Genomic DNA, 20,354 nt, shown 5'->3' on the forward strand with positions numbered 1-20,354 from the left:
GCCGACGCGCCTGACGGGCGCTGCCGGACGTAGTCCGTGCCCAGCTCGCGTACGGCCGGAGCGAAGGCGGAGGTACGCCTACCCGGCCCGCGAGCCGAGGTAACGGCCGAGCACGCCGTCGACGGTGAAGTCTTCCAGGCAGCCGACGAGGCGGCGTTCGGTGTGCTCGCCGAGCGCCGGTGTGAGCGTCACCGCCCAGGCGTCGCCGTCGGCCACCGGTCCCGCGACCACGCGCACGTGGTTGACGTGGCTGGCGCACTTGTCCCACAAGCGAAGTGCGGGCTCGGTCGCCCCGTCGGCGTCCTTGGCGCGCGCGTCGAAGCGCACCACCTGCGTGCTCGCCGCCGCGCCCCGATCGGTCTCGAACTTCATGTTCTGCGCCATGACGAGCAGTACCGTCGCGACGAGGACCGCGCCCGCAGCGAGCAGCAGAATCCGGCGCATCGGGTCACCGCCGCGATCGCACCAGCGGGCCGTGCAGCAGATGCAGGCGGTCCGCGCGCGGGGTGAGGAAACCGTTGGGCGGCAAGTGCAGCCGGTCCAGGCGGTCGACGATATGGCGTTCGGTGACGGGACCCGCGGTGGCTTTGGCGAGCCGCTCCACCAGCCACGCCACCCCGGTCAGCAGCACCCCGCTCGCCAGCAGCACCGGAACGAACACCCCGAGCCGATCGGGTCTGCTGAGCCAGGCGAAGGTGACCCGCGGCGCGGGTGTGGCCGCGTGCACGATCCGCGCGGTGCGCGCCCGGTCCGCCGCCGCTCCGAGTTCGCGCTGCATGTCGCGCAGTCGCTTGGTCAACAGCATGGCGACCAGCGCGATCTCGGCGGCGATGAACAGCACCGCGGTCAGAATGGCGCGGTTCCACTCCCACCGGTACAGGTAGACGAAGACGTAAGCGCCCGTGGCGATCAGCGTGCCGATGGCGAGCAGCACGCCGAGCCCGCGCGCACCGCGATCCCGAGTCATCGGTGTTCCTCCGTCTCGATCGATTGCCGCACTTCGCCGCTGCGCCCGTCCACCTGGACCACCGCGCCGTCGGGCAATCGGCGGGTGGCGTCGGGATAGCCGACCACCACCGGGACGCCGTGCTCGCGAGCCAGGATCGCCAGATGACTGAGCGGACTTCCGGTTTCGGCGATCAGGCCCGACAGCCGCGGCACCACCACGGCGAGCCGCGGATCGAGATGCCGCACGACCAGGACCGATCCCGCGGGCGGACGATCGCCGATGTGCACCATGCCGCGGCCGACGCCGCCGCCCGCGCCGATGCCGCGGTCGGTGCGGCCGCGTCCCCTGGACACCGCGATCGGGAAACCATCGGTGGCGAGCCGGAATTCGGCGGGCAGCGGAAGATCGTCCGGCGCCGTGCGGTCGGCCAGGTCGTCCGGTAGCCGCCGGTATCGCACTGCTGTGCGCAGTTCGTCCAGCGACAACAGGGTCGAAGTGCTTGGGTCGTCCAGCAGTCCGGCCGCGGCGAGCCTGCCGCCGAGTTCCCACGCCGCCCTCGCCCCGAGTTCTTGCACCCAGCGGGCGCGCAGCCGCAGCGCCTCCCTGGCCAGCGCGAGCTCGCCCGCACCGTCGCCGATGGGCAGCGGGTCACCCTCGACTTCGGGCACCCGCGGCGGCGGACCGATCCGCGGCGGGGTCAACGCCAGCACGACCGGCAGTTCCTCGATCACCCGTTCCTCGGGCAGACCGGAGGCGCGGGCGGTGGCGAGCGCCGACAGCGCCATCTCGGCCGCGGTGGGCGCGGATTCGCCCTTCCCGCCGAGCATTCCGGCCAACGCCTCGTAGCCGTGCAGCGCGGTCAGCGCGGTGCGGGTGTTGTCGAGCACCGCGAGCAGCGCGAGGTCGGGGAGTTCGGTGAGCGGCGGCACCTCGGCCAAATCCGTGTCGACGCGCTCGCAGGTCTGCTGAGCCAGGTCGGGCAGCGCCACGGCGAGCCTGCCGACCCGCATGGCGGCGCCGAGCCGCCGCGCTCCTGGCCGCGGATCGAGCAGCCGCGCGAGGCTGCGGCGTGGGCGCACCACACCGAGCAATTCGAGATCGGCGACCGCGATTCCGCGCACCGCGGTGGCGACCGGTGACTCGTGCAGCGCGCGTGGCGACGCGGCTCCGGTCATATCGATCGCGACACGGAGGCCATCGGCGAGGGGCGAAAGCCACAGATCCTGTTCGAGCGGGCGCAGCGGGTCGGGAAAGGTCTCGGCCAGCGGACCGGGTCCGAGGACCGGGCCACGCGCCGGTCCGTGCAAGGCGGTGACCGGCCGGGCCTGTAGCAGGATCACCCGGCCACGCGCGTCGATCGCCCATTCGATGTCCAGCGCACCGCCGAACACCCGCTCCGCGCGCAGCGCCAGCCGAACGACTTTGCGCCGCAGACCGATCGGCAGCGGATCGGCCTCAGGCGTCGCGACCGAGGTCACGCGTCCGCGCCGGGTCATGGTCGCGGTCCACCCGCCCTCGGCGCCGCCGACGACCGCGCTGGGTCCGCGCCGCGAGGCACTGATCATCATGCGGTCGGTGCGCCCGGTCACCGGGTCGGCGGTGAAGACGACGCCGCCCCAGCCCGCCGCGAGGAACGGCTGCACGAGCACCGCCATCGCGGCGTCCACGCCCGCGCCGAGGTCGGCCGGCGGTCCCGAGGCGAGCACCTCGTCGACGGCGTCCCGGAATCCCTGCCAGTCGCGCACGTCGAGCACGGAGGTGAACAATCCGGCCATGGACTGGTGCGCACCGTCCTCGGCGACCGAAGAGGACCGCACCACAAGGGCTTTCGCGCCCGCGCCGGACAGGCCGCGCCATTCGGCTTCGGGCGGGTCGCCGCGGTGCGACCACGCGGTGGTCAGGACGAAGCCCTCCAGCACGGGCAGGCCGTGCGCGGCGGCCGTGGCCAGCGCCGCCGCCTTGGCGCCGGTGAGCTCGGCATCGCGCGCTCGCGGATCGCGCAGGGCGACGATGCCTGGCCGGTTCGTGGTGGTTGTCGTGATGGTCATCGAACCGCCTTCGACGGAAGAACAACGCTGTTTCGGGGGCCGACCGGTCGAACCTAAGAGGAGATGACCTCTCCACTTAGGCGTCTTCCCAGTGTTTCCCCGGAGTCCGGCGCCTGTCAAGGAATGGACGTTCGTCTTGCGAGTCGCGCAGTTCACTGCCCCGTGGTCTGGCGGCCCCCTACTGTTCACGGTACGATCCCGCGCCCGCGCCGAGTGCCTCGCGCGCACAACGTTATTCACCGGCAACGCGGTCGCGACCCAGAAACGAGTGCCCCGGCAGTTCGGGGCTGTCGGGCCGCCGCTCGCTGCTTCGATACTTGCCGCGAACGAAAGGAAGATTCCAATGTCACTGTCTCCGAACATCAGAAAAGCCCTGGTCACCCTCGCCGTCTCCGGCGCGCTGGTGACCTCGACGGGGCTGGTCACCGCGCCCGCTCAGGCCGCACCGGCGCCGGTACCCGCCGCTTCCGCGGCGGTCGCGGATTCCGGATCGGCCAGTGGCTCGGCCACTTACGGCCGCGACTTCGTCGAGCTCATCGTCTGCCTGCTGAAGGGGCAGTTCATGGGCTCGAAGTACCCGCTCTGCTGACGGGGTCGTTCACACCTGGCTGAGCCAGGACAGGAAGACGAACACCCCCGCTACGGCGAGGACGAGCGCCGCCGGGACCGGCCAGGCCGGCCCGGCGCGTTCGAACAACTTGCGAATCAGCCGCAGTTGCAGTGCGCCGAGCCCGGCGAGCACCGCGAGCCAGACCGGAAGCAGACCGACGCCGAGCGCCGCGTGCACCGCCCACGCCCCCGCCAATGTCGGCCCGCCCCAAGAGTTCTCGTAGTCGTCGGCCGCGACCAGCGGATAGCAGACGCCGCGGACGACGGCGATAGCCGCGAGGAAGACCAGAAACCAGGCCAGCAGGCCGACGCCCGCGCTCAGCACCGAATGCGCCACGACCCGAGCGGGCGTGATCCCGCGTCGACGGATCGGCTCACGCAGCCACCTGCGCGGCATGCGCATCCGAACCGCGACCGGCGCGGCGGCCAGCGGCAGCGCGACCACCGCGTAGGCGGCCCAAAGGGCGAGCGAGCGAACCGACCTCATACTGGGACCGTATCGCGGGGCAGGCGATGCCGCCCGCTCGCACCCCGGAGGCGATGCCCGCTTTACCGAGCCGTCCGTCGGCGCGGTTTCGCGCGTACGGCCGCGTGCGCATCGCGGAGCAGACCGGGCGCCAGGCTCCGGTGAACGGCCGACAACCGGCCCCAGATGCGCTCGGCGATCGGCCGGTCGTAGTCGATGATCGTGGCCAGCGACAGATGCTCACCATCGATGTGGACCACCAGATTGCCAGCGAGCATCCAAGAGGGCGCGGCGAGCGTGATCCAGTTGTCGCCCCGTGCCGCGATCCGCCAACCGGCTACGTGGTCAGGTGACCGCCGCCAGGCGAGGCGTATGCCGAGTAGAACGCGCCAGATGAACTGCCCCTGCAAGCCCGCGACGTCCCCGAAGGCGGCGCGCGCCCACTGTTCCGGCGACCAGTCCCCGGCGTCGCCGGTGACGAGCGTGAACAGGTCGATGTAGTCGGGATCGGGGATCGTGGCGAGCGCCAGGATCGCTTCGGGAATCTGGTGCTGCTGGAAGACGGGCAACTCGACGTCGTCCCCGGTCATCTCGTCGGCTCGTGACAACTCCTGCATCGTGCGTCCTCCTTCGCCCACCGGCCCGTCTTATACGGTGCCGTATATGACCAGGTTAGACCTTGCATACGGTGGCGTATAGATGATGCCGGTGTGAGAGCGGGCACGGCTTCGGTGCAGCGGATGTCAAGTACGGCAAGCGAACCGAGCGGAGTGCGGATCGACCCGGTACGGCCGACCGGCTTCAGTGCAGCAGACCAGCCGCGGCCAGATCGTCGAAGAGCAACTGGTCGACCGGCGGCACGGAGTCACGATCGGCGTAACCGAACCAAGCCATCTCATCGATCTCGCTGCTGGCGGTCAGAGTGCCGCGATAGTCGGCGGTGTAGCAACTCATGCGAACGGTCACGCCGTCGGCCGGTCCGTGCACCGCCGCCTCGTAAGTGCCGACGTGCCGGGCGGTTTCGGGCACCAGCGTGACGGTGAGCTCCTCCTCGATCTCGCGCAGCAGCGTCTGCAGATCCGTCTCCGCGCCTTCCCTCTTGCCGCCGGGAATGTAGAAGATGTCCTTGCCGCGCGGTCGCGCGCACAGGATGCGACCGTCTTCGATCCGCACCCACGCGACCGTATCGATCACCGTCTCCACCCGCGCGTCCGTCACGCGCGCAGCCTATCGCGGCGGCGCGCTGCGGGCCGCGTCCTGGGCCAGCGCGGCCGGGATCAGCGACTTGTCGCGGGCGCCGGGACCGTACACCGGCCGCAGTTCACGCCCCTGGACGCGCTCGCCGCACTCCGAGCACACCGGTTCGAGCGTCGTCCGATGGCCGCAAGTGGTGTGCACCGTCTCCAGCGGCGGACCGTCCGGCGCGGCCCATTCGTCGCCCCACTGCCGCATCGCGGTGACGACCAGCCACAGCGAACGCCCCTTCGGCGTGAGCCGGTAGTCGTGCCGAGGCGGATTCTCCTGGTACGGAACCTTTTCCAGGATTCCGTTGGCCACCAGATGCTCTAGGCGTTGGGTCAGCACATTGCGCGCGATGCCGAGCCTGGCGCGGAAGTCGTCGAAGCGGGTTACGCCGAACAGGGCGTCGCGCACGATCAGCAGCGTCCACCACTCGCCCACCACCTCCAGACACTGGGCCAGCGAGCAGTTCATGTCCTCGAAGCTCGTCCTGCGCATGCCGACAGCCTAGTCGGTTGCTTCAAAGAACTCACTACCCTATGGTGCGTTTCATGAAGCAACTCACTGACCGGCCGCTGGCCGAGGAGTTCGCGCTCGACGCGACCGGCCCCGGCGCCTGGCAGGCCCGGGTGGATCGAACGTGGCGGGGCTGGACCGGCCCGCACGGCGGCGTGATCGCCGCGCTGCTCGTGGCGGTGGCCCGGCGGGCGACGGGCGAGGAACTCCCGGTGCGCGCCGTTGATCTGCGTTTCCTCGGCAGGCCCGTCGACGGCGCGTTCGTCTTCTCGGCCACCGCGCGCCCACTCGGGCGCGGCACCGCGATCGTCGACGTGATAGCGCGGCAGGAATCGGGCGAGGTCGCCGCGGCCTCGATCACACTCGGCCGCACCGCGCCGAGCTCGGTACCGGACCGCGCCGAACGTCCTGCCCCCGAGGTCGCGGCCGCCGATGCCTGCGCGACCTTCCGATTGCCGCCCGAAATCGTCCCCGTGGGAGCGCATTTCGACATCCGGCCCGCCGCGGGCCCGCTGCCGTTGACCGGCGCCGCGCAGGCGTGGATGTGCGCGTGGATCGCCCTGAGCCCGCCGATGATCATCGACGCGGCCACCCTCGCGATCCTGGCCGACGCGCTGCCGCCCGGCATCTTCCCTACCCTGTCCGCTCCGATCGCCGTCCCGACCGTCGCGTTCTCGATGCACCTGCACACCGACTTCACCGCGCCCGCCGGGCAGCCGGTATTGGTGCGCGCCGCGAACACCGGCACCGGCGGCGGCTGGTCGGTGGACGACGTCGACATCTGGGACGCGACCGGGCGGTTGCTGGTCTCGGCCAGGCAAACCCGTCGAATTCTCGGCTGAAGCGGAGGAACGTGTGAATACCGTTGTGCCCACAGAGGATCGGCCCGCTGCCGATCCGCGGCTCGTGCTCGGCATCGTGTCCGTCGGTGTCCTGCTGTCGAGCCTGGACCTGTTCATCGTCAACGTGGCGCTGCCCGACATGGCGCGCGAGTTCGGCGGCGCCGAGCTCGCCGGACTGTCCTGGGTGCTGAACGCCTACGCCATCGTGTTCGCGGCGCTGCTGGTTCCCGCAGGACGCCTGGGCGACCGCGGCAGCAATCGGACCACCTTCCTGCTCGGCTTGGCCGTGTTCGTGCTCGGTTCCGCGGCGTGCGCGGCCGCGTGGAATGTGGCCTCGCTGGTGGCGTTTCGGGTGTTGCAGGCGGTCGGCGGGGCCATGCTCACCCCCTCGTCGCTGGGTCTGGTGCTCGCGGCGACACCGCCCGAGCGCCGGGCCACGGCGGTGCGCCTGTGGGTGGCGTTCGGCGGCCTCGGCGCGGCGCTGGGGCCGGTCGTCGGCGGACTGCTCGTCGAAATCGATTGGCGCTGGGTATTTCTGGTGAACGTGCCGATCGGGCTCGTCGCCGTCGTCGCCGGTCTGCGCAGGTTGCCCGATCCGCGCGGCGACGGTGGCGCGCTGCCGGATCTATTCGGCGCGGTCGCGCTGGTCGGGGCGATCGCCGCGGTGGTGCTCGGACTGGTGAAGGGCGAGGACTGGGGATGGACGTCACCGGAGGCGCTCGGCGCTTTCGCCGCCTCGGCGGTGTTCGGTGTCGCCTTCGCTGTTTCCTCGGCACGTCACCACAGTCCGGTCGTCGACCCTGGTTTGCTGCGGGCCCCGAATTTCGCGCTGATGGCGGCCAATTCGGTGCTGTTCCAGGTGGCCTTCGCGGGCATGCTGCTGTCGGTGGTGCTGTGGGCGCAGAACGTATGGGGGTGGTCGGCGCTGCGCACCGGGCTAGCCATCGCGCCGGGGCCGCTGGTGGTGCCGATCGTCGCCGTCTTGGCGGGCAGGCTGATCGGGCGTGTCGGCGCCGGTCCCGTGATCGCCGCGGGCGGTGTGGCTTTCGCCGCGGGCATGGTGTGGTGGGCGCGCGCGATCGAGCTCGCGCCGGACTATCCCGCGGGTCTGCTTCCCGGCATGGTCGTCAGCGGTCTCGGCGTCGGCCTGACGCTGCCGACCGCGTTCGCGGCGGGCACCAGCGGCATTCCGCCGCAACAGTTCGCCACGGGGTCGGCGGTGTTGAGCATGGCGCGCCAGATCGGTTTGGCCGTCGGTGTCGCCGTGCTGGTCGCGGTCCTCGGCTCTCCCGGCGACCCACTCGCCACCCTCGATGCTTTCCGTCGCGGGTGGTACGTCGTTGCCGCGGTCGCGCTCGCCGCGGGCCTCGTCGGGTTCGGCGCCAGGATGCCGCGTCCCGCTGTGCCGGAAGCCGCCGTTCTCGAAACATCGCGGCCGTAAAGAACGTTCGCTGCCCGGCACGATCGGTAGTGCCGGGCAGCGAACGGGTTTCAGCGGCTCAATCGCTGGAAGCGACGCACCGCGAGCGGCAGGAAGATCGCGGTCAGCACCAGCGGCCACACCACCGCCATCAGCACCGCGTGCTGTTCGATCCACGAATCACCGCTGCCCACCGGCGTTCCGAACAGTTCGCGAGTAGCGGCCACGGTCGAGGAGATGGGATTCCACGCCGCGATGTGCCCGAGCCAGCTCGGCATCAGCTGCGGAGCGACGAAGATGCTGGAGATCATCGTCAGCGGGAACGCGACGGCGAACAGCCCGCCCGCCGCCTCCGGATTCGGCACGATCAGCCCGAGCCAGACGCCGAGCCAGATCAGCGCGAATCGCAGCCACAGCAACAGCGCGAAGGACGCCGCCGCGCCGAGGATTCCGCCGTCAGGTCGCCAGCCGATCGCGTAGGCGGTGATCATCAGAATGGTCAGCTCGGCGCAGGCCACGATCAGATCGGTGACGCCGCGTCCGGACACCACCGCAGAAGGCGCCATCGGCATCGAGCGGAATCGGTCGATGACGCCCTTGGTCGCGTCGTAGACGACGAGCGTCGCGGTGTTGATGAAGCCGAACGCCATCGTCATCGCGAACATGCCCGGCATCAGGAAGTCCCGGTAGTCGCCACCGCCGGGCACCGTCATGGCACTGCCGAAGACGTAGCCGTAGAGCAGCACCGACAGAATCGGGAAGCCGAGCTGCCAGGCGATGTTCACCGGCTGGCGCTGGTAGTGGGTCAGCCCGCGCCGCACCACGTTCCAGCAGTCCGCGAACGCCCAATACACGCGGGAGCGGTTCTGCACGAGATCGATCGTGTTCATCAGGCGGCCTCCTCGGCGGTCGTGCGGTGTCCGGTCAGCTGGAGGAAGACGTCGTCGAGGCTCGGTCGGCGCAGGCCGATGTCCTCGACCGCGATGCCCTCGTCCTGCAGCGTGCGCGCCACGTCGGTGAGCGCGGCGACGCGGTCGGTCACCGGTGCGTACACCCGGCGCTCGGCGTCGTCGGTGTCGGGCTCGCCGGTGCAGACCCTGGCGAGCACCTTGGCCACCAGCGGCAGATCGGCGGCCTCCGTGGCGACCACCTCGATCAGGTCGCCGCCCACGGTGTTCTTCAGACCGTCCGGGGTGTCGTCGGCGATTGCGCGACCCTGGTCGATGACCGTGATCCGGGAGGCGAGCCGGTCGGCCTCCTCGAGGTATTGCGTGGTGAGCAGCACGGTGGTGCCGTCGGCGACCAACGCGCGCACCGACTCCCACACCTCGCCGCGGCTGCGCGGATCCAGTCCGGTGGTCGGCTCGTCCAGGAACAGCACATCCGGGGCCAGGATCATCGAGGCGGCCAGATCGAGCCTGCGCCGCATGCCGCCGCTGTACTTGCCGACGCCGCGGTCGGCGGCCTCGACGAGATCGAAGCGCTCCAGCAGTTCGGCGGCCCGCTCTTTGGCCCCGCGCCCGCCGAGATGGAACAGCCTGCCGAACATCTCGAGGTTCTGCCGTCCGGTGAGCACCTCGTCGACCGCGGCGTACTGGCCCGTCAGCCCGATGCGCGCCCTGACCTCCCTGGCTTGCCGCACGACATCGAGTCCGGCCACCGTCGCGTGGCCGTCGTCGAGCCGGATCAGGGTGGACAAGATGCGCACGGCGGTCGTCTTGCCCGCGCCATTCGGGCCGAGCAGGCCGTGCACCGTGCCGCGTCGCACGGTGAGCTCGAAGCCGTCGAGCGCGTTCTTGTCCCCATATCTCTTGCGCAAGCCCTCGGCCCGCACCGCGTAGTCGTTCACCGCATCCTCCCTGTGGACCCTTAACTGGGTACGTTGTACCCGAATTAGGGTACAACGTACCCAGTTCTGCGCCAAGCGTTTAATCTGAAGCCATGACGACCACCGAGACCAGCGGCAGCGGCGACCTCGCGCGCACACTCGACCTGCTCTGGGACACCGGCCACCGACCGAGTCGTGGGCCCAAACCCACGCTGACACTGGATCGGATCGTCGAGGCCGCGATACGGGTGGCCGACGCGGAAGGCCTTGCCGCGGTCACCATGCGGCGCGTCGCCACCGAGTTGGGCACCGGCACGATGTCGCTGTACCGGTATCTGCCGGGCAAGGCCGAACTGCTCGACCTGATGCTCGACCGGGTGCAGCAACCGCCGGAGACGGCCGTCCCGCCCGACGGCTGGCGCGCGATGCTGCGGGAGTACGCGTACGAAATGCTCGAGATGTACCGCCGCCATCCCTGGCTGCTTCAGGTCAATCAGACCCGACCGGTCCTCGGCCCCGGCACACTCGCAGGCATGGAGCACCTCGTCGGCGGGATCAAACCGATGGGCTTGGCCGACCCCGAACTGATCTCGGTGCTGGTGATGATCTCCGGCTACGTCTGGGGCGTCGCCCGCACCCAAATGTTCGCCGAGGAGGCCGAGCGCTCCACGGGCATGACCGACGCCGAGTTCTGGGAAGCCCAATCCCCCGCCCTCGAAAAGGCCATGGCCACCGGCAATTACCCCATCATGGCCTCGCTCTCCGAATCGGCCTTCGACTCCTCCTTCGACCACTTCGACTTCGGCCTGCAACGCATCCTCGACGGGTTGGAAGTCTTCGTCGCCAAGCGCAACTAGCCGGTTGCTTTGCCCGATACAGGGCTGTGCGAAGGCGCGCACGAACTTTCGGCGTCGAAATTGAGCCCCACGGTCGACGTGCAGAATGCAGCCGGCTACGTCCCCGCGATCGATAGCCGAATTCCGGGTCGTCGCGGAGGACGTCGAACCGGGCGCGAACCCGATAAGCAGCGTCGAATTCGGCGCCGGTGACCGGTTCGGTCAGCCACCGTTAGTACGGTTGACGCGCGAGATTCAACACCCGGCACGCCACCGCGACGGGATCCCGTCGACGTCGGCTCATCCATTTTCGACAGCGTTATCAAGCGGATCCCGAAATCGGCGGCGACCTGCTCCAACGTCACACCGCCGTCACGATTGCGAGCGACGCGCACGACATTGTCACAAAACTCGCGGGGATAGGGCTTGGGCACGATGACACCCTCTCGAGCCACCCGAGGGGAAAGCCAACTCGGTTGTCACCTATCCGTGCGGCAGTCCCCTTAGGATTCCTTGCCGAAGTCCGGTTTCGGTGGCTTACTGGATATGTAGCGGTTGCCGCAGAAGATCGACATCCGTTGCAAGATAATCCATTTCACTATTCGGCTTGGAGTCGAACCATGGCAGCTGTACTCACCGCCCTCACACCCAATACCGGCCCAGCGACGACATTCAGCACTGTCGTGATCACCGGCTCCGGGTTCAGCAATGTCGGTCCTCTGACCGTGCGCTTCGGTACGAAGGCGACCACGTTCACCATCGACTCCGACACCCAGATCACGGCCATCTCCCCGACGGGAACAGGCACCGTGGACGTCACTGTCAAAGTGGAGCTGGACGGCATCAGCAACGCACTGCCCTTCACCTACGTCTGACCGCGCGGGTGTGGCCGTCGGTGGGCGACTGCCTGCCGACGGCCGGATCGCGTTGTGTCGCAGGTACGGGCCGTGCTGTCGGGAACCAGCAGGCTACGCCACGCTCGAGCGGGTATAGCGGCGTAGGACCGTGTTGACAGCGGGCATCGAGATGCGCTCTCGTAGCCGCGGATTGCGTTCAGGGTAGGAAGGTCGCCGAGATGACGGTGGCGTCGGCGTAGCTGAAGTACCAGCCGATCCATGTGTCGGCCATATGGAACTGGATCCCGTGACCGCTCGCCGGTCCGCTGGTGATCGACCACAGGCCATTACCGTATCCGGTCGCCGTACTGACGCGGCCGTCCGACCAGGTGAAGGTGGCCGTACTGGTCGCACCCGCCGCGTTCCACGGAATGGTCACGCTGAACTGTCCGGCGTAGATGCCTGGGAGCAGTGGGCTGGCGCAGTCCCGCAGGGTCGCCTCACGGTGGATGTTCTGTCCGGCGCTACCGGTGCCGGGGGTCAATCGGCCGGTCATCAGACCGCCGTGGGCGCAGCCTCCGTTGCCGGAGCTCGGCGGCTGGGTCTGTCCGTGGGGTGCGGCCAGCAGCGGTATCGCCCACAGAATCACCGCGATCAGTATGGCTCGACGTATAAACACGGCACCACCTCCCTGGGACGAGGACAGCACACGAACGCGGTCGGGCAGGACGGCCGTCGACGATCGCGCGGCACGAATCACTACTGACCCGACCTGCAGCTTATCGGCCGCGGCTCGCGTTCGATCACTTTCGACGCGGGACTGTTCTGTCCGCCCGGCGAGGACGCGGATCGAAACGCCGAACACAGCGCGGCGACAGTGGTCCTCAGGCCGCCCGCACGGTTACCGCGTCCAGACCGGCCGCGCGCGAAACGCGAGCGGCGGCACCGTCGAGGTTCTTCGGCAGCGGCGCACCGTCGAACATGCTGACGAGCAGTTCGGATCCGTCGAGTTCCCAAGTGCCCGCGATACGCCCGTCCACGACGACGAGCGGTGCGATCCAGCCCGCGGTCTTACTGACGCGTGCGCGGTGTGCCTTCGGGAGCAGTTCGGTGTCGCCGGTGCCCGGGCCGAGCACGTACTGGTCGAAGGGGCCGAGCAGGTGGACAGAGGGGGTCGGCTCGGTCGTGGTGAGCTCGTCGGCGTGTTCGGTGAGGATGTAGCCGGTACGACCCTCGACCTCCACCGTCGTGAGCGCGTCGCCGAGTTCGGCGAACCAGCCGCGAACGGTGGTCTTGCGCAGGCTGTTGCGGCTGAGCCAGGCGTCGAAGGTCTCGGGTGTGGCTGGGCCGTAGGCGCCGAGATAGGCGGTGATGGCAGCGGGCGCGGCGACCTCGGGCTCGGCGAGCCCCGGCCAGTCCGCGACGAGTCGCGCCGGGCTGGTGAAGGTCACTTTGCTCCCGCGCGCCGGTCCGTGGCAGATCGCGCCTTGCCAGGCCAGCGGTTTGAGCAGCGCGCCCCAGCCCGAGCGCAACTCCTCGCCAAGCTCGCGGAAGGCCCGGTCGGCGATGAGCGCCTCGACCAGCTCTTCGCGGGTGAGTTCGGCGTCGGCCAGAATCCCGCCCACCGCCTCGGTCAATGCGGCGACCTCCGTGGGCGTCGCGCCGAAAGTGCGCTGCCACGAAGGCTTTTCCCAGGTCCGGGCGGACGCGATGAGCGGAAGCACGGCGGCGGCGCCCGCGGGCGTCATGGCGTGCAGGGTGCCGCGCATGCCCCAGGTCTTGATCAGCCGGCCGTTGGACAGCGCGGCCACCACAGCCCCGTCCTCGGGTGCGGCGCTGCGCAGCGCGACCGCCGTTTCCGCCGCCGAGGTGACCTGCGCTTGCACACCGCACAGGCGACCGACGAGCTCGGGCACGGACGCCGCGGTGGGCCGCGCGACATATTGGCGGGCGAGCCGCCAGGCGAAAACCTGATCCCAGGTGACGCGCACCCGATCCTCCTGTGTCAGCCGATGATCGTGCCGCACGCTACACCCGGGCTCCGACAAACCCGCCATGTGCGGACTCGGTCAGTTGATCAACGTGCTGCAGAACAGAATGCCGACGGCGATCTCGAACAGCCCGATGACGGTGGCCGCGATGACGCCGAGCAGCGCGGTGCGGTTGGTGGCGCGGTGCACGCCGCGCACCGGGGCGACGAGCCGCTCGGCGCGGGCCAGCACCGCGGTCCCGGCCGCGCCGAGCGCGCCAACCGGCACCGGGGCGCCCGCGCCGACCAGGGCGAGCAGCCCGCCGAGCAGGGGTTCGCGACCGTGGACCCGGGCCGCGCGATCGTCGGCGCACATCTCGAGCAGCCTGCCGATCTCCGCGCTGCCCGCGGTGAGCAGCCGCAGTCCGGGCAGGGTGGTCGCCATCGCGCGCAACGTGGCGGTGAGCGCGGCGTGGCGGCCGCGCAGGTGTGCGTGTTCGTGGGCCAGCACCGCGGCCAGCTGTTCGCGGGTCAGCGCGTCCAGCGCGGCGCTGGTGACGACGATGGTCTCGGGCCGTCCCGCGACGCAATAGGCTTGCGGCTCCGGCGAATCCAGCACGACCGCGCCGACCTCGGGCAGCTCACGCCCCACCATCCGCACGGCGCGCCCGTGCGCGAAGGTGCGGCGGCGCAGACGCAGCGCCACCCGCGCGGCCTGCAACGACACCGCCGCGACGCCGGAGGCGAGCACCGCCGCCAGCGAGTAGGTGACGAGCTGGGCGGCCCAGCCGTGCATGTGCATCGGGAACGACAGCACCGAATAGCACGCGCGCAGCGCCTCGCTCGGATGCCGCCAATAGGTGGCGAACTCGACGACCAGCAGACCGGCCGCGAGCACCCAGGCGCCGAGCGCCCCGGCGATGGCGACCAGCCAGGCCAGCACCCCCAGCCGCGGCGCGACGCCGCGGCGGGTGAGCCGGTGCAGCACCGGCGGTCCGAAGACCGCGACGGTGCTGCCGTATGCCATCAGGCACAGCGCGACGTTCACGGGGCCTCGGGGGTTCGTCGCGCGGTCAGCCTGCGCAGTGCCGCCCGCAGTCCCGCCGACTCCTCGGCACTGATCCGGTCCACGAAATGGCTGAGCACCAGGTCGGAGCGACCGCCGGAGCCGAGCGCCTCGAGCATCAGCCGGGCGCTGTGTTCCTCGCGGGTCAGCGTCGGCCAGTATCGGTAGGCCTTGCCCGCCCGCTCCCGCGCCAGCCATCCTTTGCGGTGCAGGTTGTCCATGGTGGACATCACCGTGGTGTACGCGATGCCGCGCTCGGCGGAGAGTTCCTCGAAAATCTCCCGTACCGTCGTGGACTCCGCGTCTCTGTCCCAGATGCGGTCCATGATCACCGCCTCCAGGTCTCCGAATCCGCGCACCGTACCGACTCCCTCATCGTCGTCCGATCTACTGTCGCCCAAAGGGTACCGAGGATCGGCTTTGACTACGGAGGCAAACCGTAGATCGGTGCGGTTCGTCGCCGCGTATGCGAACATATGTTCGTGTCCGATCGCCGTGCCTCTCCCGCCGTCGCGCCGCCGCGCGGCCGGGAACGCCCGCGCATCGAGGCGCGCGCCGAGGCCTCGATCCTGCACGCGGACCTGGACTCCTTCTACGCCTCCGTCGAACAGCGCGACGATCCCGGACTGCGCGGCAAACCGGTGATCGTGGGCGGCGGGGTCGTCCTCGCGGCGTCCTACGAGGCCAAGGCGTTCGGGGTGCGCACTCCGATGAACGGCGCGCAGGCGCGGCGGCTGTGCCCGAACGCGATCGTGGTGCCCCCGCGCATGAGCGCCTATTCCGAGGCGAGCAAGGCAGTGTTCGACGTCTTCCGCGACACCACGCCGGTGGTCGAAGGGATCTCGATCGACGAGGCGTTCCTCGACGTCGGCGGGTTGCGCCGGATCGCGGGTCCGCCGCTCGACATCGCCCAGCGGCTGCGGGCGCGGGTGCGCGACGAAGTGGGCCTGCCCATCTCGGTCGGCATCGCGCGCACCAAGTTCCTCGCCAAGGTCGCCAGCGCGGTGGCCAAGCCCGACGGACTTCGCCTGGTGCCGCCCTCCGCCGAGCTCGACTTCCTGCATCCGCTTCCGGTCGAAAGGCTGTGGGGCGTCGGCGATGTCACCGCCCGCACGCTGCACGAACACGGCGTCACCCGGATCGGGCAGCTGGCCGATCTCGGCGAGAACGCGTTGCGCGGCTTCCTCGGCCCCGCGGCCGCCCGCCACTTGTACGCGCTCGCGATGGCCAGGGATCCGCGCCGCGTCGAGACCGGTCGCCGCCGTCGCTCCATCGGCGCGCAACGCGCCCTCGGCCGCCGCGCCCGCCCCGCCGACGAGATCGAGGCCTACCTGCACGGTCTCACCGACCGACTCGGCCGCAGGCTGCGCACCGCCGACCGGGTCTGCCGAACAGTGGTGCTGCGCATGCGTTTCGACGATTTCAGCCGCGCCACCCGATCCCGCACACTGGCCGAGGCCACCGACCACACCGACACCCTCCTGCGCGCCGCGCGCCAGCTGCTCACCGACGCGATGCCGATGATCGAGGAGCGCGGACTCACCCTGATCGGTCTGGCGCTGACCAATCTCGACGACGCGGACGCGGTCCAGCTCACCCTGCCGCTGGAGGCGCGCGCCACCAACACCCTCGACGCCACCCTGGACGACTTACGCCGCCGCTTCGGCTCGGCCGCCGTCACCCGCGCGGCGCTGATCAACCGCGGCGAAGGTCTGTCGGTGCCCCTGCTGCCCGACTGACTCACTACCCGTAAGCTCGTGCGCGGCCGGTTCAGCGGGGGGACTCACTTCGATCTTCGAGAACCGCGAACGGTCCGGGACTTTTCCGTCGTCGCAAGGAGATCGCATGCCTTACGCCGTGCTCGGCTTCCTCACCCTCGCTCTCTGGGTGTACTGCCTCGTCGACATCATCACCTGCCCCGAAGCGGGCATCCGGCATCTGCCGAAGATGGGTTGGCTGCTCGTCGTCGTTCTCATCCCGACCATCGGCGCGCTGCTCTGGCTCTTCGCCGGGCGCCCGCTGCACGAACCGCGCACCCGCTCGACCACCCGCTACGCCGAGTACGACCGCCCCGGTCGCCACATCGCCCAAAACCCCGACGAGGACGAGGCATTCCTGCGCAGCCTGCGGGAGCGCGCCGAGCAACAGCGCGCCGAGGCTCGCCGGCAGGAAGCGGAGCGGCAGCGGGAACAGGATCGCCGCCGCGAAGAGGGCCAGCTCTGAGGCTCACCAGCTTCGCTTGGGCCGCTTGTCCATCAACCGCAGGATCAGCGGCGTGAAGATCAGCTGCATCGCCAATTCCATCTTCCCGCCGGGCACCACGATGCAGTTCGGCCGCGACATGAACGAGTCGTGCAGCATCGACAGTAGATACGGAAAGTCGATGACCTTCGGGTCGGCGAAACGGATCACCACGAAACTCTCGTCGGCGGTCGGAATACTGCGGGCGGTGAACGGATTCGAGGTGTCCACGGTCGGCACCCGCTGGAAGTTGACGTAGGTGCGGGAGAACTGCGGGCAGATGTAGGTCACGTAGTCGGGCATGCGGCGCAGGATGGTGTCGATCACGGCCTCGCTGGAGTAGCCGCGTTGGGTCTTGTCGCGATAGACCTTTTGAATCCACTCCAGATTGATGATCGGCACCACCCCGACGAGCAGGTCGGTGTACTGCGCGACGTCCACCGTCGAGGTGACGGCCGCGCCGTGCAGCCCCTCGTAGAACAGCAGATCGCTGCCGGGAGCGAGTTCTTCCCACGGGGTGAAGGTGCCCGCCGGCTGACCGTACGGCTTGGCCTCGGCGTCGTCGTGCAGGTAGCGGCGCACCGTGCCGACGCCGGTCTCGCCGTAGTCGCGGAACAGCGTCTCGAGCTCCTTCAGCAGATTCGCTTCCTCGCCGAAATGCGAGAACCGCACGTTGCGGTTCTGCTCGGCCTCGGCCATCGCCAGCTTCATCTCGTTGCGATCGAAGCGGTGGAAGGAATCGCCCTCCACGATCGCCGCGTTGATCCCCTCGCGGCGGAAGATCTCCTGGAAGGTTCGGGTGACGCTGGTCGTGCCCGCACCGGACGAACCGGTGATCGCGACCACGGGATGTTTGACCGACATGGCACCTCCTGAATTGCCGGACAACGGGTTTCGGCGCGCCGGATCAGCGACCGGCCGAACGGAACAGCGACCGGTTGCCGAACAGCGAACTGTCGAAGCTGGGCCCTTCGTCCGGCTCGTGGTGGTAGCGCTCGATGCGCTCGACCTCGTTGCGGGAGCCGAAGATCAACGGCACCCGCTGGTGCACGTCGTCGGGGGTCACCTGGAGCACCCGCTCCACGCCGGTGGTCGCCGCCCCGCCCGCCTGCTCGACGATGAACGCGACCGGACTCGCCCCGTACAGCAAGGCGACCCGCCCGGGCCGGGCGGGCGGGCGGGTGTCGTGCGGGTACAGGTAGACCCCGCCGCGAGTGAGGATGTGGAAGGTGTCGGCCACCAGCGAGGCCACCCAGCGCATGTTGAAATCGCGTCCGCGCGGGCCGTCGACACCGTCCAGGCATTCGTGCACGTATCGCCGCACCGGACGCTCCCAGAACCGCTCGTTCGCGGCGTTGATGGCGAAGCCCGCGGTGTCCTCGGGGATCCGCATGCGCGGGTGGGTGAGCACGAAGGCGCCGATCTCGCGATCGAGGGTGAATCCGTCGACGCCGCGGCCGGTGGTCAGCACCAGCATGGTGGCCGGGCCGTAGAGGGTGAAGCCCGCGCACACCTGCTCGGCGCCCGCTTGCAGGAAGTCCGCCGCCGTCGGCTCGCCGCCTTGCCGCCCCCACACCCGCTCCGGCGCGCGCAGCACGCTGAAGATCGTGCCGACGGGCAGATTCACGTCGATATTGCTGGATCCGTCCAGCGGATCGAACGCCAACAGGTATTTCCCGCGCCGGTGCGTGTCCGGCACGGGATGGATCTCCGGCATCTGTTCGGAGAGCAGCGCCGAGAGATGGCCGGTCCATTGGGTTTCCGCGACCATGATGTCGTTGGTGATGGCATCGAGCTTGCGGTGCACCGTGGGCGGCAGGTTGTCCGGTTCGGAGGCGCCGAGCGACCCCACGATCGCGCCACGGGTCACCTGGTTGGCGATGATCTTCGTCGCGGTCGCGACGACGTTCACCAGGGCGGAGAATTCACCGGACGAACCGGGGTGCCGGTGTTCCTCCTCGATCGTGTAGCGGGTGAGGGTCTTCAGTCCTTCTGGCATCGCGTCTCAATCGGTCATGCGGGGGCCCTCGCGGTCGGCCCGTCCGGCTGCTCGGTGGTGCCCGACGAGCGGCGCTCCGCTGCCCCGTCGCGCGCACCGCTGTCGGTGAACACGCTGCTGCCGTACACGTCCCGGTCGGTCAGCGTGATCAGATCGGTCCTGGTCAGCGGTCGCCGCAGCTCCACCAGACGCTTGGCCTGGCGCAGCCGGCACCGGTCCAGCGCGTTGCGGACGCTGCGGGCATTGGAGAAGCGCGGTCGGGTCATCCGCAACTCCAGATACTCCGCGAATGCCGCGGCCGCGGCCGGATCGAAATGGAAGTTCTCCCGCGCCACCATCAACTCGGCGATGGCCATCAGCTCGGCGTGGGTGTAGTCGACGAACTCGAGATGATGCGCGACCCGCGACGACAGACCCGGATTGGCGGAGAAGAACCGCTCCATCCGATCCGGATAGCCCGCGAAGATCACCACCAGGCTGCCGCGTTCGTTCTCCATCTCCTGGAGCAGGATCTCGATGACCTCCTGCCCGTAGTCGCGCTCGTTCTCCGGCCGGAACAGGTAGTAGGCCTCGTCGATGAACAGCACCCCGCCCGCGGCCTTGGCCAGCGCCTCCTTGGTCTTCGGCGCGGTGTGCCCGATGAACTGACCCACCAGATCGTCGCGGGTCACGGTGTGCACCTTGGGCTTTCGGATGTAGCCGAGCGCGTGCAACATCTCGGCCATGCGCAGCGCCACCGTCGTCTTGCCGGTGCCAGGGCCGCCGGTGAAGCTCATGTGCATGGTGGGTCGCGAGGCGTCGAGACCGAACCGCTGCCTGGCCCGGTCGATCAGCAGCAGCGCGGCGATCTCGCGCACCCGCAGCTTCACATTGGCCAGGCCGACCAGCTCGGCGTCCAGCCTGCTCAGCGTGTCCTCGACATCGTTGCCCGCGATATCGGTCGACAGATCCAGCGTCGCGTCCGGCCCGAGCACGGGCGCCTCGGGCTCGGAGTCGGCCGCGGCGTGCACCGGCCGGGGGTCGTCGACACCCGGCCGGTGCAAGCGGAAACCGGAGCCGTTCCGATCAGCCGCCATACCGCTGTCCCTGCGGGTGATCGGTGGCGTAGGCGCGCAGTCCGTAGGTCTGCACGCGGTCGGGGCCCTCGGTGCGGGTCAAGGTGAAGCCCGGCTCCTCCGGCGGACGCTGCACCAGGAAGCTCAGCGCCGTGGTCTGCCTGGTGTAGCTCGCGTCGTAGGCGAGCACCCGAATGTAGTGCCGCGGGAAGGTCGCCCGGCACGCGTCGATCTCGGCGAGCACGCCGTCGGGCTCGTCCAGATCGAACAGCGGCAGACCCCACATCTCCCAGTACGCGTTGCGCGGGTGCGGATCGTCGGTGTACTCGATCGACACCGGCCACCCGTTGAGCAGCGCGTAGCGCACTTGCGCGGCGATCTCGGTGTCGGTGAAATCGGGTAGATACGAGAAGGTTCCGTGACGCAGATACATGC

At 69.6% G+C, this 20,354-nt stretch carries 24 protein-coding genes; 7 read left to right on the top strand and 17 right to left on the bottom strand.

Annotation, left to right across the window (positions count from 1 at the left end):
• Nucleotides 1-78: 78 nt before the first annotated feature.
• From T333_RS26715 to T333_RS26725, 3 genes are read right to left on the bottom strand one after another with little or no spacing between them, the layout of a single operon-like run.
• A complete protein-coding gene (locus tag T333_RS26715) occupies nt 79-444 on the bottom strand; it encodes a hypothetical protein (RefSeq protein WP_496426223.1) in 366 nt (121 codons plus the stop codon).
• A 4-nt stretch (nt 445-448) separates the two neighbouring features.
• Nucleotides 449-967, bottom strand: coding sequence for a hypothetical protein (locus tag T333_RS26720; protein WP_355001632.1), 519 nt, complete (start codon nt 965-967; stop codon nt 449-451).
• A complete protein-coding gene (locus tag T333_RS26725) occupies nt 964-2,997 on the bottom strand; it encodes a PEP/pyruvate-binding domain-containing protein (protein WP_496426224.1) in 2,034 nt (677 codons plus the stop codon). The genes T333_RS26720 and T333_RS26725 overlap by 4 nt, the downstream gene beginning before the upstream one ends.
• A gap of 343 nt (nt 2,998-3,340) precedes the next feature.
• Here T333_RS26725 and T333_RS26730 point away from each other — a divergent pair, with 343 nt between their 5' ends.
• Nucleotides 3,341-3,586 carry a hypothetical protein gene (locus T333_RS26730; protein ID WP_355001634.1) on the top strand — a complete coding sequence of 82 codons (246 nt, stop codon included), beginning with the start codon at nt 3,341-3,343 and terminating at the stop codon, nt 3,584-3,586.
• A gap of 9 nt (nt 3,587-3,595) precedes the next feature.
• Here the strand turns inward: T333_RS26730 and T333_RS26735 are convergent, their stop codons facing one another.
• From T333_RS26735 to T333_RS26750, 4 genes are all read right to left on the bottom strand, one after another.
• Nucleotides 3,596-4,093 carry a hypothetical protein gene (locus T333_RS26735; protein ID WP_355001635.1) on the bottom strand — a complete coding sequence of 166 codons (498 nt, stop codon included), beginning with the start codon at nt 4,091-4,093 and terminating at the stop codon, nt 3,596-3,598.
• Nucleotides 4,094-4,155: 62 nt separating this feature from the next.
• Complete coding sequence (locus T333_RS26740) at nt 4,156-4,689, bottom strand: hypothetical protein (protein ID WP_496426225.1); 534 nt, start codon at nt 4,687-4,689, stop codon at nt 4,156-4,158.
• Nucleotides 4,690-4,873: 184 nt separating this feature from the next.
• On the bottom strand, nt 4,874-5,290 hold the full coding sequence (locus tag T333_RS26745; RefSeq protein ID WP_355001637.1) for an NUDIX hydrolase: 417 nt from the start codon (nt 5,288-5,290) through the stop codon (nt 4,874-4,876).
• A gap of 9 nt (nt 5,291-5,299) precedes the next feature.
• Entirely contained in the window at nt 5,300-5,809 is a 510-nt protein-coding gene (locus T333_RS26750) for a winged helix-turn-helix transcriptional regulator (protein WP_496426226.1), read from the bottom strand.
• Nucleotides 5,810-5,862: 53 nt separating this feature from the next.
• Between T333_RS26750 and T333_RS26755 the strand changes: the two genes are divergently transcribed.
• Nucleotides 5,863-6,669 (top strand): acyl-CoA thioesterase, encoded by an 807-nt coding sequence (locus T333_RS26755; protein WP_496426227.1) that lies wholly within the window; start codon nt 5,863-5,865, stop codon nt 6,667-6,669.
• 13 nt (nt 6,670-6,682) lie between these two features.
• Complete coding sequence (locus T333_RS26760; protein ID WP_496426228.1) at nt 6,683-8,110, top strand: MFS transporter; 1,428 nt, start codon at nt 6,683-6,685, stop codon at nt 8,108-8,110.
• 50 nt (nt 8,111-8,160) lie between these two features.
• On the opposite strand, the gene T333_RS26765 is transcribed toward T333_RS26760, so the two are convergent.
• Entirely contained in the window at nt 8,161-8,979 is an 819-nt protein-coding gene (locus T333_RS26765; RefSeq protein WP_355001641.1) for an ABC transporter permease, read from the bottom strand.
• Nucleotides 8,979-9,938, bottom strand: coding sequence for an ATP-binding cassette domain-containing protein (locus T333_RS26770; protein WP_355001642.1), 960 nt, complete (start codon nt 9,936-9,938; stop codon nt 8,979-8,981). Before T333_RS26770 ends, T333_RS26765 begins: the two co-directional genes overlap by 1 nt.
• A 92-nt stretch (nt 9,939-10,030) precedes the next feature.
• On the opposite strand from T333_RS26770, the gene T333_RS26775 reads away from it, so the two are divergent.
• Nucleotides 10,031-10,774 carry a TetR/AcrR family transcriptional regulator gene (locus T333_RS26775; RefSeq protein WP_357247109.1) on the top strand — a complete coding sequence of 248 codons (744 nt, stop codon included), beginning with the start codon at nt 10,031-10,033 and terminating at the stop codon, nt 10,772-10,774.
• Between the two features lie 599 nt (nt 10,775-11,373).
• Nucleotides 11,374-11,628, top strand: a complete 255-nt coding sequence (locus T333_RS26780; protein ID WP_355001644.1) for an IPT/TIG domain-containing protein — start codon at nt 11,374-11,376, stop codon at nt 11,626-11,628.
• 178 nt (nt 11,629-11,806) lie between these two features.
• Here the strand turns inward: T333_RS26780 and T333_RS26785 are convergent, their stop codons facing one another.
• From T333_RS26785 to T333_RS26800, 4 genes are all read right to left on the bottom strand, one after another.
• Nucleotides 11,807-12,268, bottom strand: a complete 462-nt coding sequence (locus T333_RS26785; RefSeq protein ID WP_496426229.1) for a hypothetical protein — start codon at nt 12,266-12,268, stop codon at nt 11,807-11,809.
• A 205-nt stretch (nt 12,269-12,473) separates the two neighbouring features.
• Nucleotides 12,474-13,580, bottom strand: a complete 1,107-nt coding sequence (locus tag T333_RS26790; protein ID WP_496426230.1) for a winged helix DNA-binding domain-containing protein — start codon at nt 13,578-13,580, stop codon at nt 12,474-12,476.
• 78 nt (nt 13,581-13,658) lie between these two features.
• A complete protein-coding gene (locus tag T333_RS26795; RefSeq protein WP_355001647.1) occupies nt 13,659-14,585 on the bottom strand; it encodes a M56 family metallopeptidase in 927 nt (308 codons plus the stop codon).
• A 17-nt stretch (nt 14,586-14,602) separates the two neighbouring features.
• The gene (locus tag T333_RS26800) at nt 14,603-14,983 is read right to left on the bottom strand and encodes a BlaI/MecI/CopY family transcriptional regulator (protein ID WP_281292405.1); all 381 of its coding nucleotides are present in this window, start codon (nt 14,981-14,983) and stop codon (nt 14,603-14,605) included.
• Nucleotides 14,984-15,100: 117 nt separating this feature from the next.
• Between T333_RS26800 and dinB the strand changes: the two genes are divergently transcribed.
• Both dinB and T333_RS26810 read left to right on the top strand, forming a co-directional pair.
• Complete coding sequence (gene dinB / locus T333_RS26805) at nt 15,101-16,363, top strand: DNA polymerase IV (protein WP_496426231.1); 1,263 nt, start codon at nt 15,101-15,103, stop codon at nt 16,361-16,363.
• Nucleotides 16,364-16,469: 106 nt separating this feature from the next.
• A complete protein-coding gene (locus T333_RS26810) occupies nt 16,470-16,847 on the top strand; it encodes a PLD nuclease N-terminal domain-containing protein (protein ID WP_355001649.1) in 378 nt (125 codons plus the stop codon).
• Between the two features lie 3 nt (nt 16,848-16,850).
• Here the strand turns inward: T333_RS26810 and T333_RS26815 are convergent, their stop codons facing one another.
• Genes T333_RS26815 through T333_RS26830 form a run of 4 tightly spaced genes read right to left on the bottom strand, consistent with a single transcriptional unit; the run spans nt 16,851 to nt 20,352 of the window.
• Nucleotides 16,851-17,729: a phosphoribulokinase gene (locus tag T333_RS26815; RefSeq protein ID WP_355001650.1), complete on the bottom strand. Its 879-nt coding sequence runs from the start codon at nt 17,727-17,729 to the stop codon at nt 16,851-16,853.
• A 43-nt stretch (nt 17,730-17,772) separates the two neighbouring features.
• Nucleotides 17,773-18,864: a class 1 fructose-bisphosphatase gene (locus T333_RS26820; RefSeq protein ID WP_355001651.1), complete on the bottom strand. Its 1,092-nt coding sequence runs from the start codon at nt 18,862-18,864 to the stop codon at nt 17,773-17,775.
• Between the two features lie 14 nt (nt 18,865-18,878).
• Nucleotides 18,879-19,940, bottom strand: a complete 1,062-nt coding sequence (locus T333_RS26825; protein WP_355001652.1) for an AAA family ATPase — start codon at nt 19,938-19,940, stop codon at nt 18,879-18,881.
• A complete protein-coding gene (locus tag T333_RS26830) occupies nt 19,930-20,352 on the bottom strand; it encodes a ribulose bisphosphate carboxylase small subunit (protein ID WP_355001653.1) in 423 nt (140 codons plus the stop codon). The genes T333_RS26825 and T333_RS26830 overlap by 11 nt, the downstream gene beginning before the upstream one ends.
• Nucleotides 20,353-20,354 lie beyond the last annotated feature (2 nt).

The organism is Nocardia sp. CNS-044, from assembly GCF_059570515.1.

Bases quoted from the DNA above. Each gene is read 5' to 3' on its own strand.
- T333_RS26725 (WP_496426224.1), bottom strand. From the start codon at position 2,997: ATGACCATCACGACAACCACCACGAACCGGCCAGGCATCGTCGCCCTG.
- T333_RS26755 (WP_496426227.1), top strand. From the start codon at position 5,863: ATGAAGCAACTCACTGACCGGCCGCTGGCCGAGGAGTTCGCGCTCGAC.
- T333_RS26825 (WP_355001652.1), bottom strand. From the start codon at position 19,940: ATGGCGGCTGATCGGAACGGCTCCGGTTTCCGCTTGCACCGGCCGGGT.
- dinB (WP_496426231.1), top strand. From the start codon at position 15,101: ATGTTCGTGTCCGATCGCCGTGCCTCTCCCGCCGTCGCGCCGCCGCGC.
- T333_RS26810 (WP_355001649.1), top strand. From the start codon at position 16,470: ATGCCTTACGCCGTGCTCGGCTTCCTCACCCTCGCTCTCTGGGTGTAC.
- T333_RS26830 (WP_355001653.1), bottom strand. From the start codon at position 20,352: ATGTATCTGCGTCACGGAACCTTCTCGTATCTACCCGATTTCACCGAC.
- T333_RS26815 (WP_355001650.1), bottom strand. From the start codon at position 17,729: ATGTCGGTCAAACATCCCGTGGTCGCGATCACCGGTTCGTCCGGTGCG.
- T333_RS26795 (WP_355001647.1), bottom strand. From the start codon at position 14,585: ATGGCATACGGCAGCACCGTCGCGGTCTTCGGACCGCCGGTGCTGCAC.
- T333_RS26775 (WP_357247109.1), top strand. From the start codon at position 10,031: ATGACGACCACCGAGACCAGCGGCAGCGGCGACCTCGCGCGCACACTC.
- T333_RS26740 (WP_496426225.1), bottom strand. From the start codon at position 4,689: ATGCAGGAGTTGTCACGAGCCGACGAGATGACCGGGGACGACGTCGAG.
- T333_RS26750 (WP_496426226.1), bottom strand. From the start codon at position 5,809: ATGCGCAGGACGAGCTTCGAGGACATGAACTGCTCGCTGGCCCAGTGT.
- T333_RS26715 (WP_496426223.1), bottom strand. From the start codon at position 444: ATGCGCCGGATTCTGCTGCTCGCTGCGGGCGCGGTCCTCGTCGCGACG.
- T333_RS26735 (WP_355001635.1), bottom strand. From the start codon at position 4,093: ATGAGGTCGGTTCGCTCGCTCGCCCTTTGGGCCGCCTACGCGGTGGTC.
- T333_RS26780 (WP_355001644.1), top strand. From the start codon at position 11,374: ATGGCAGCTGTACTCACCGCCCTCACACCCAATACCGGCCCAGCGACG.
- T333_RS26720 (WP_355001632.1), bottom strand. From the start codon at position 967: ATGACTCGGGATCGCGGTGCGCGCGGGCTCGGCGTGCTGCTCGCCATC.
- T333_RS26820 (WP_355001651.1), bottom strand. From the start codon at position 18,864: ATGCCAGAAGGACTGAAGACCCTCACCCGCTACACGATCGAGGAGGAA.
- T333_RS26765 (WP_355001641.1), bottom strand. From the start codon at position 8,979: ATGAACACGATCGATCTCGTGCAGAACCGCTCCCGCGTGTATTGGGCG.
- T333_RS26730 (WP_355001634.1), top strand. From the start codon at position 3,341: ATGTCACTGTCTCCGAACATCAGAAAAGCCCTGGTCACCCTCGCCGTC.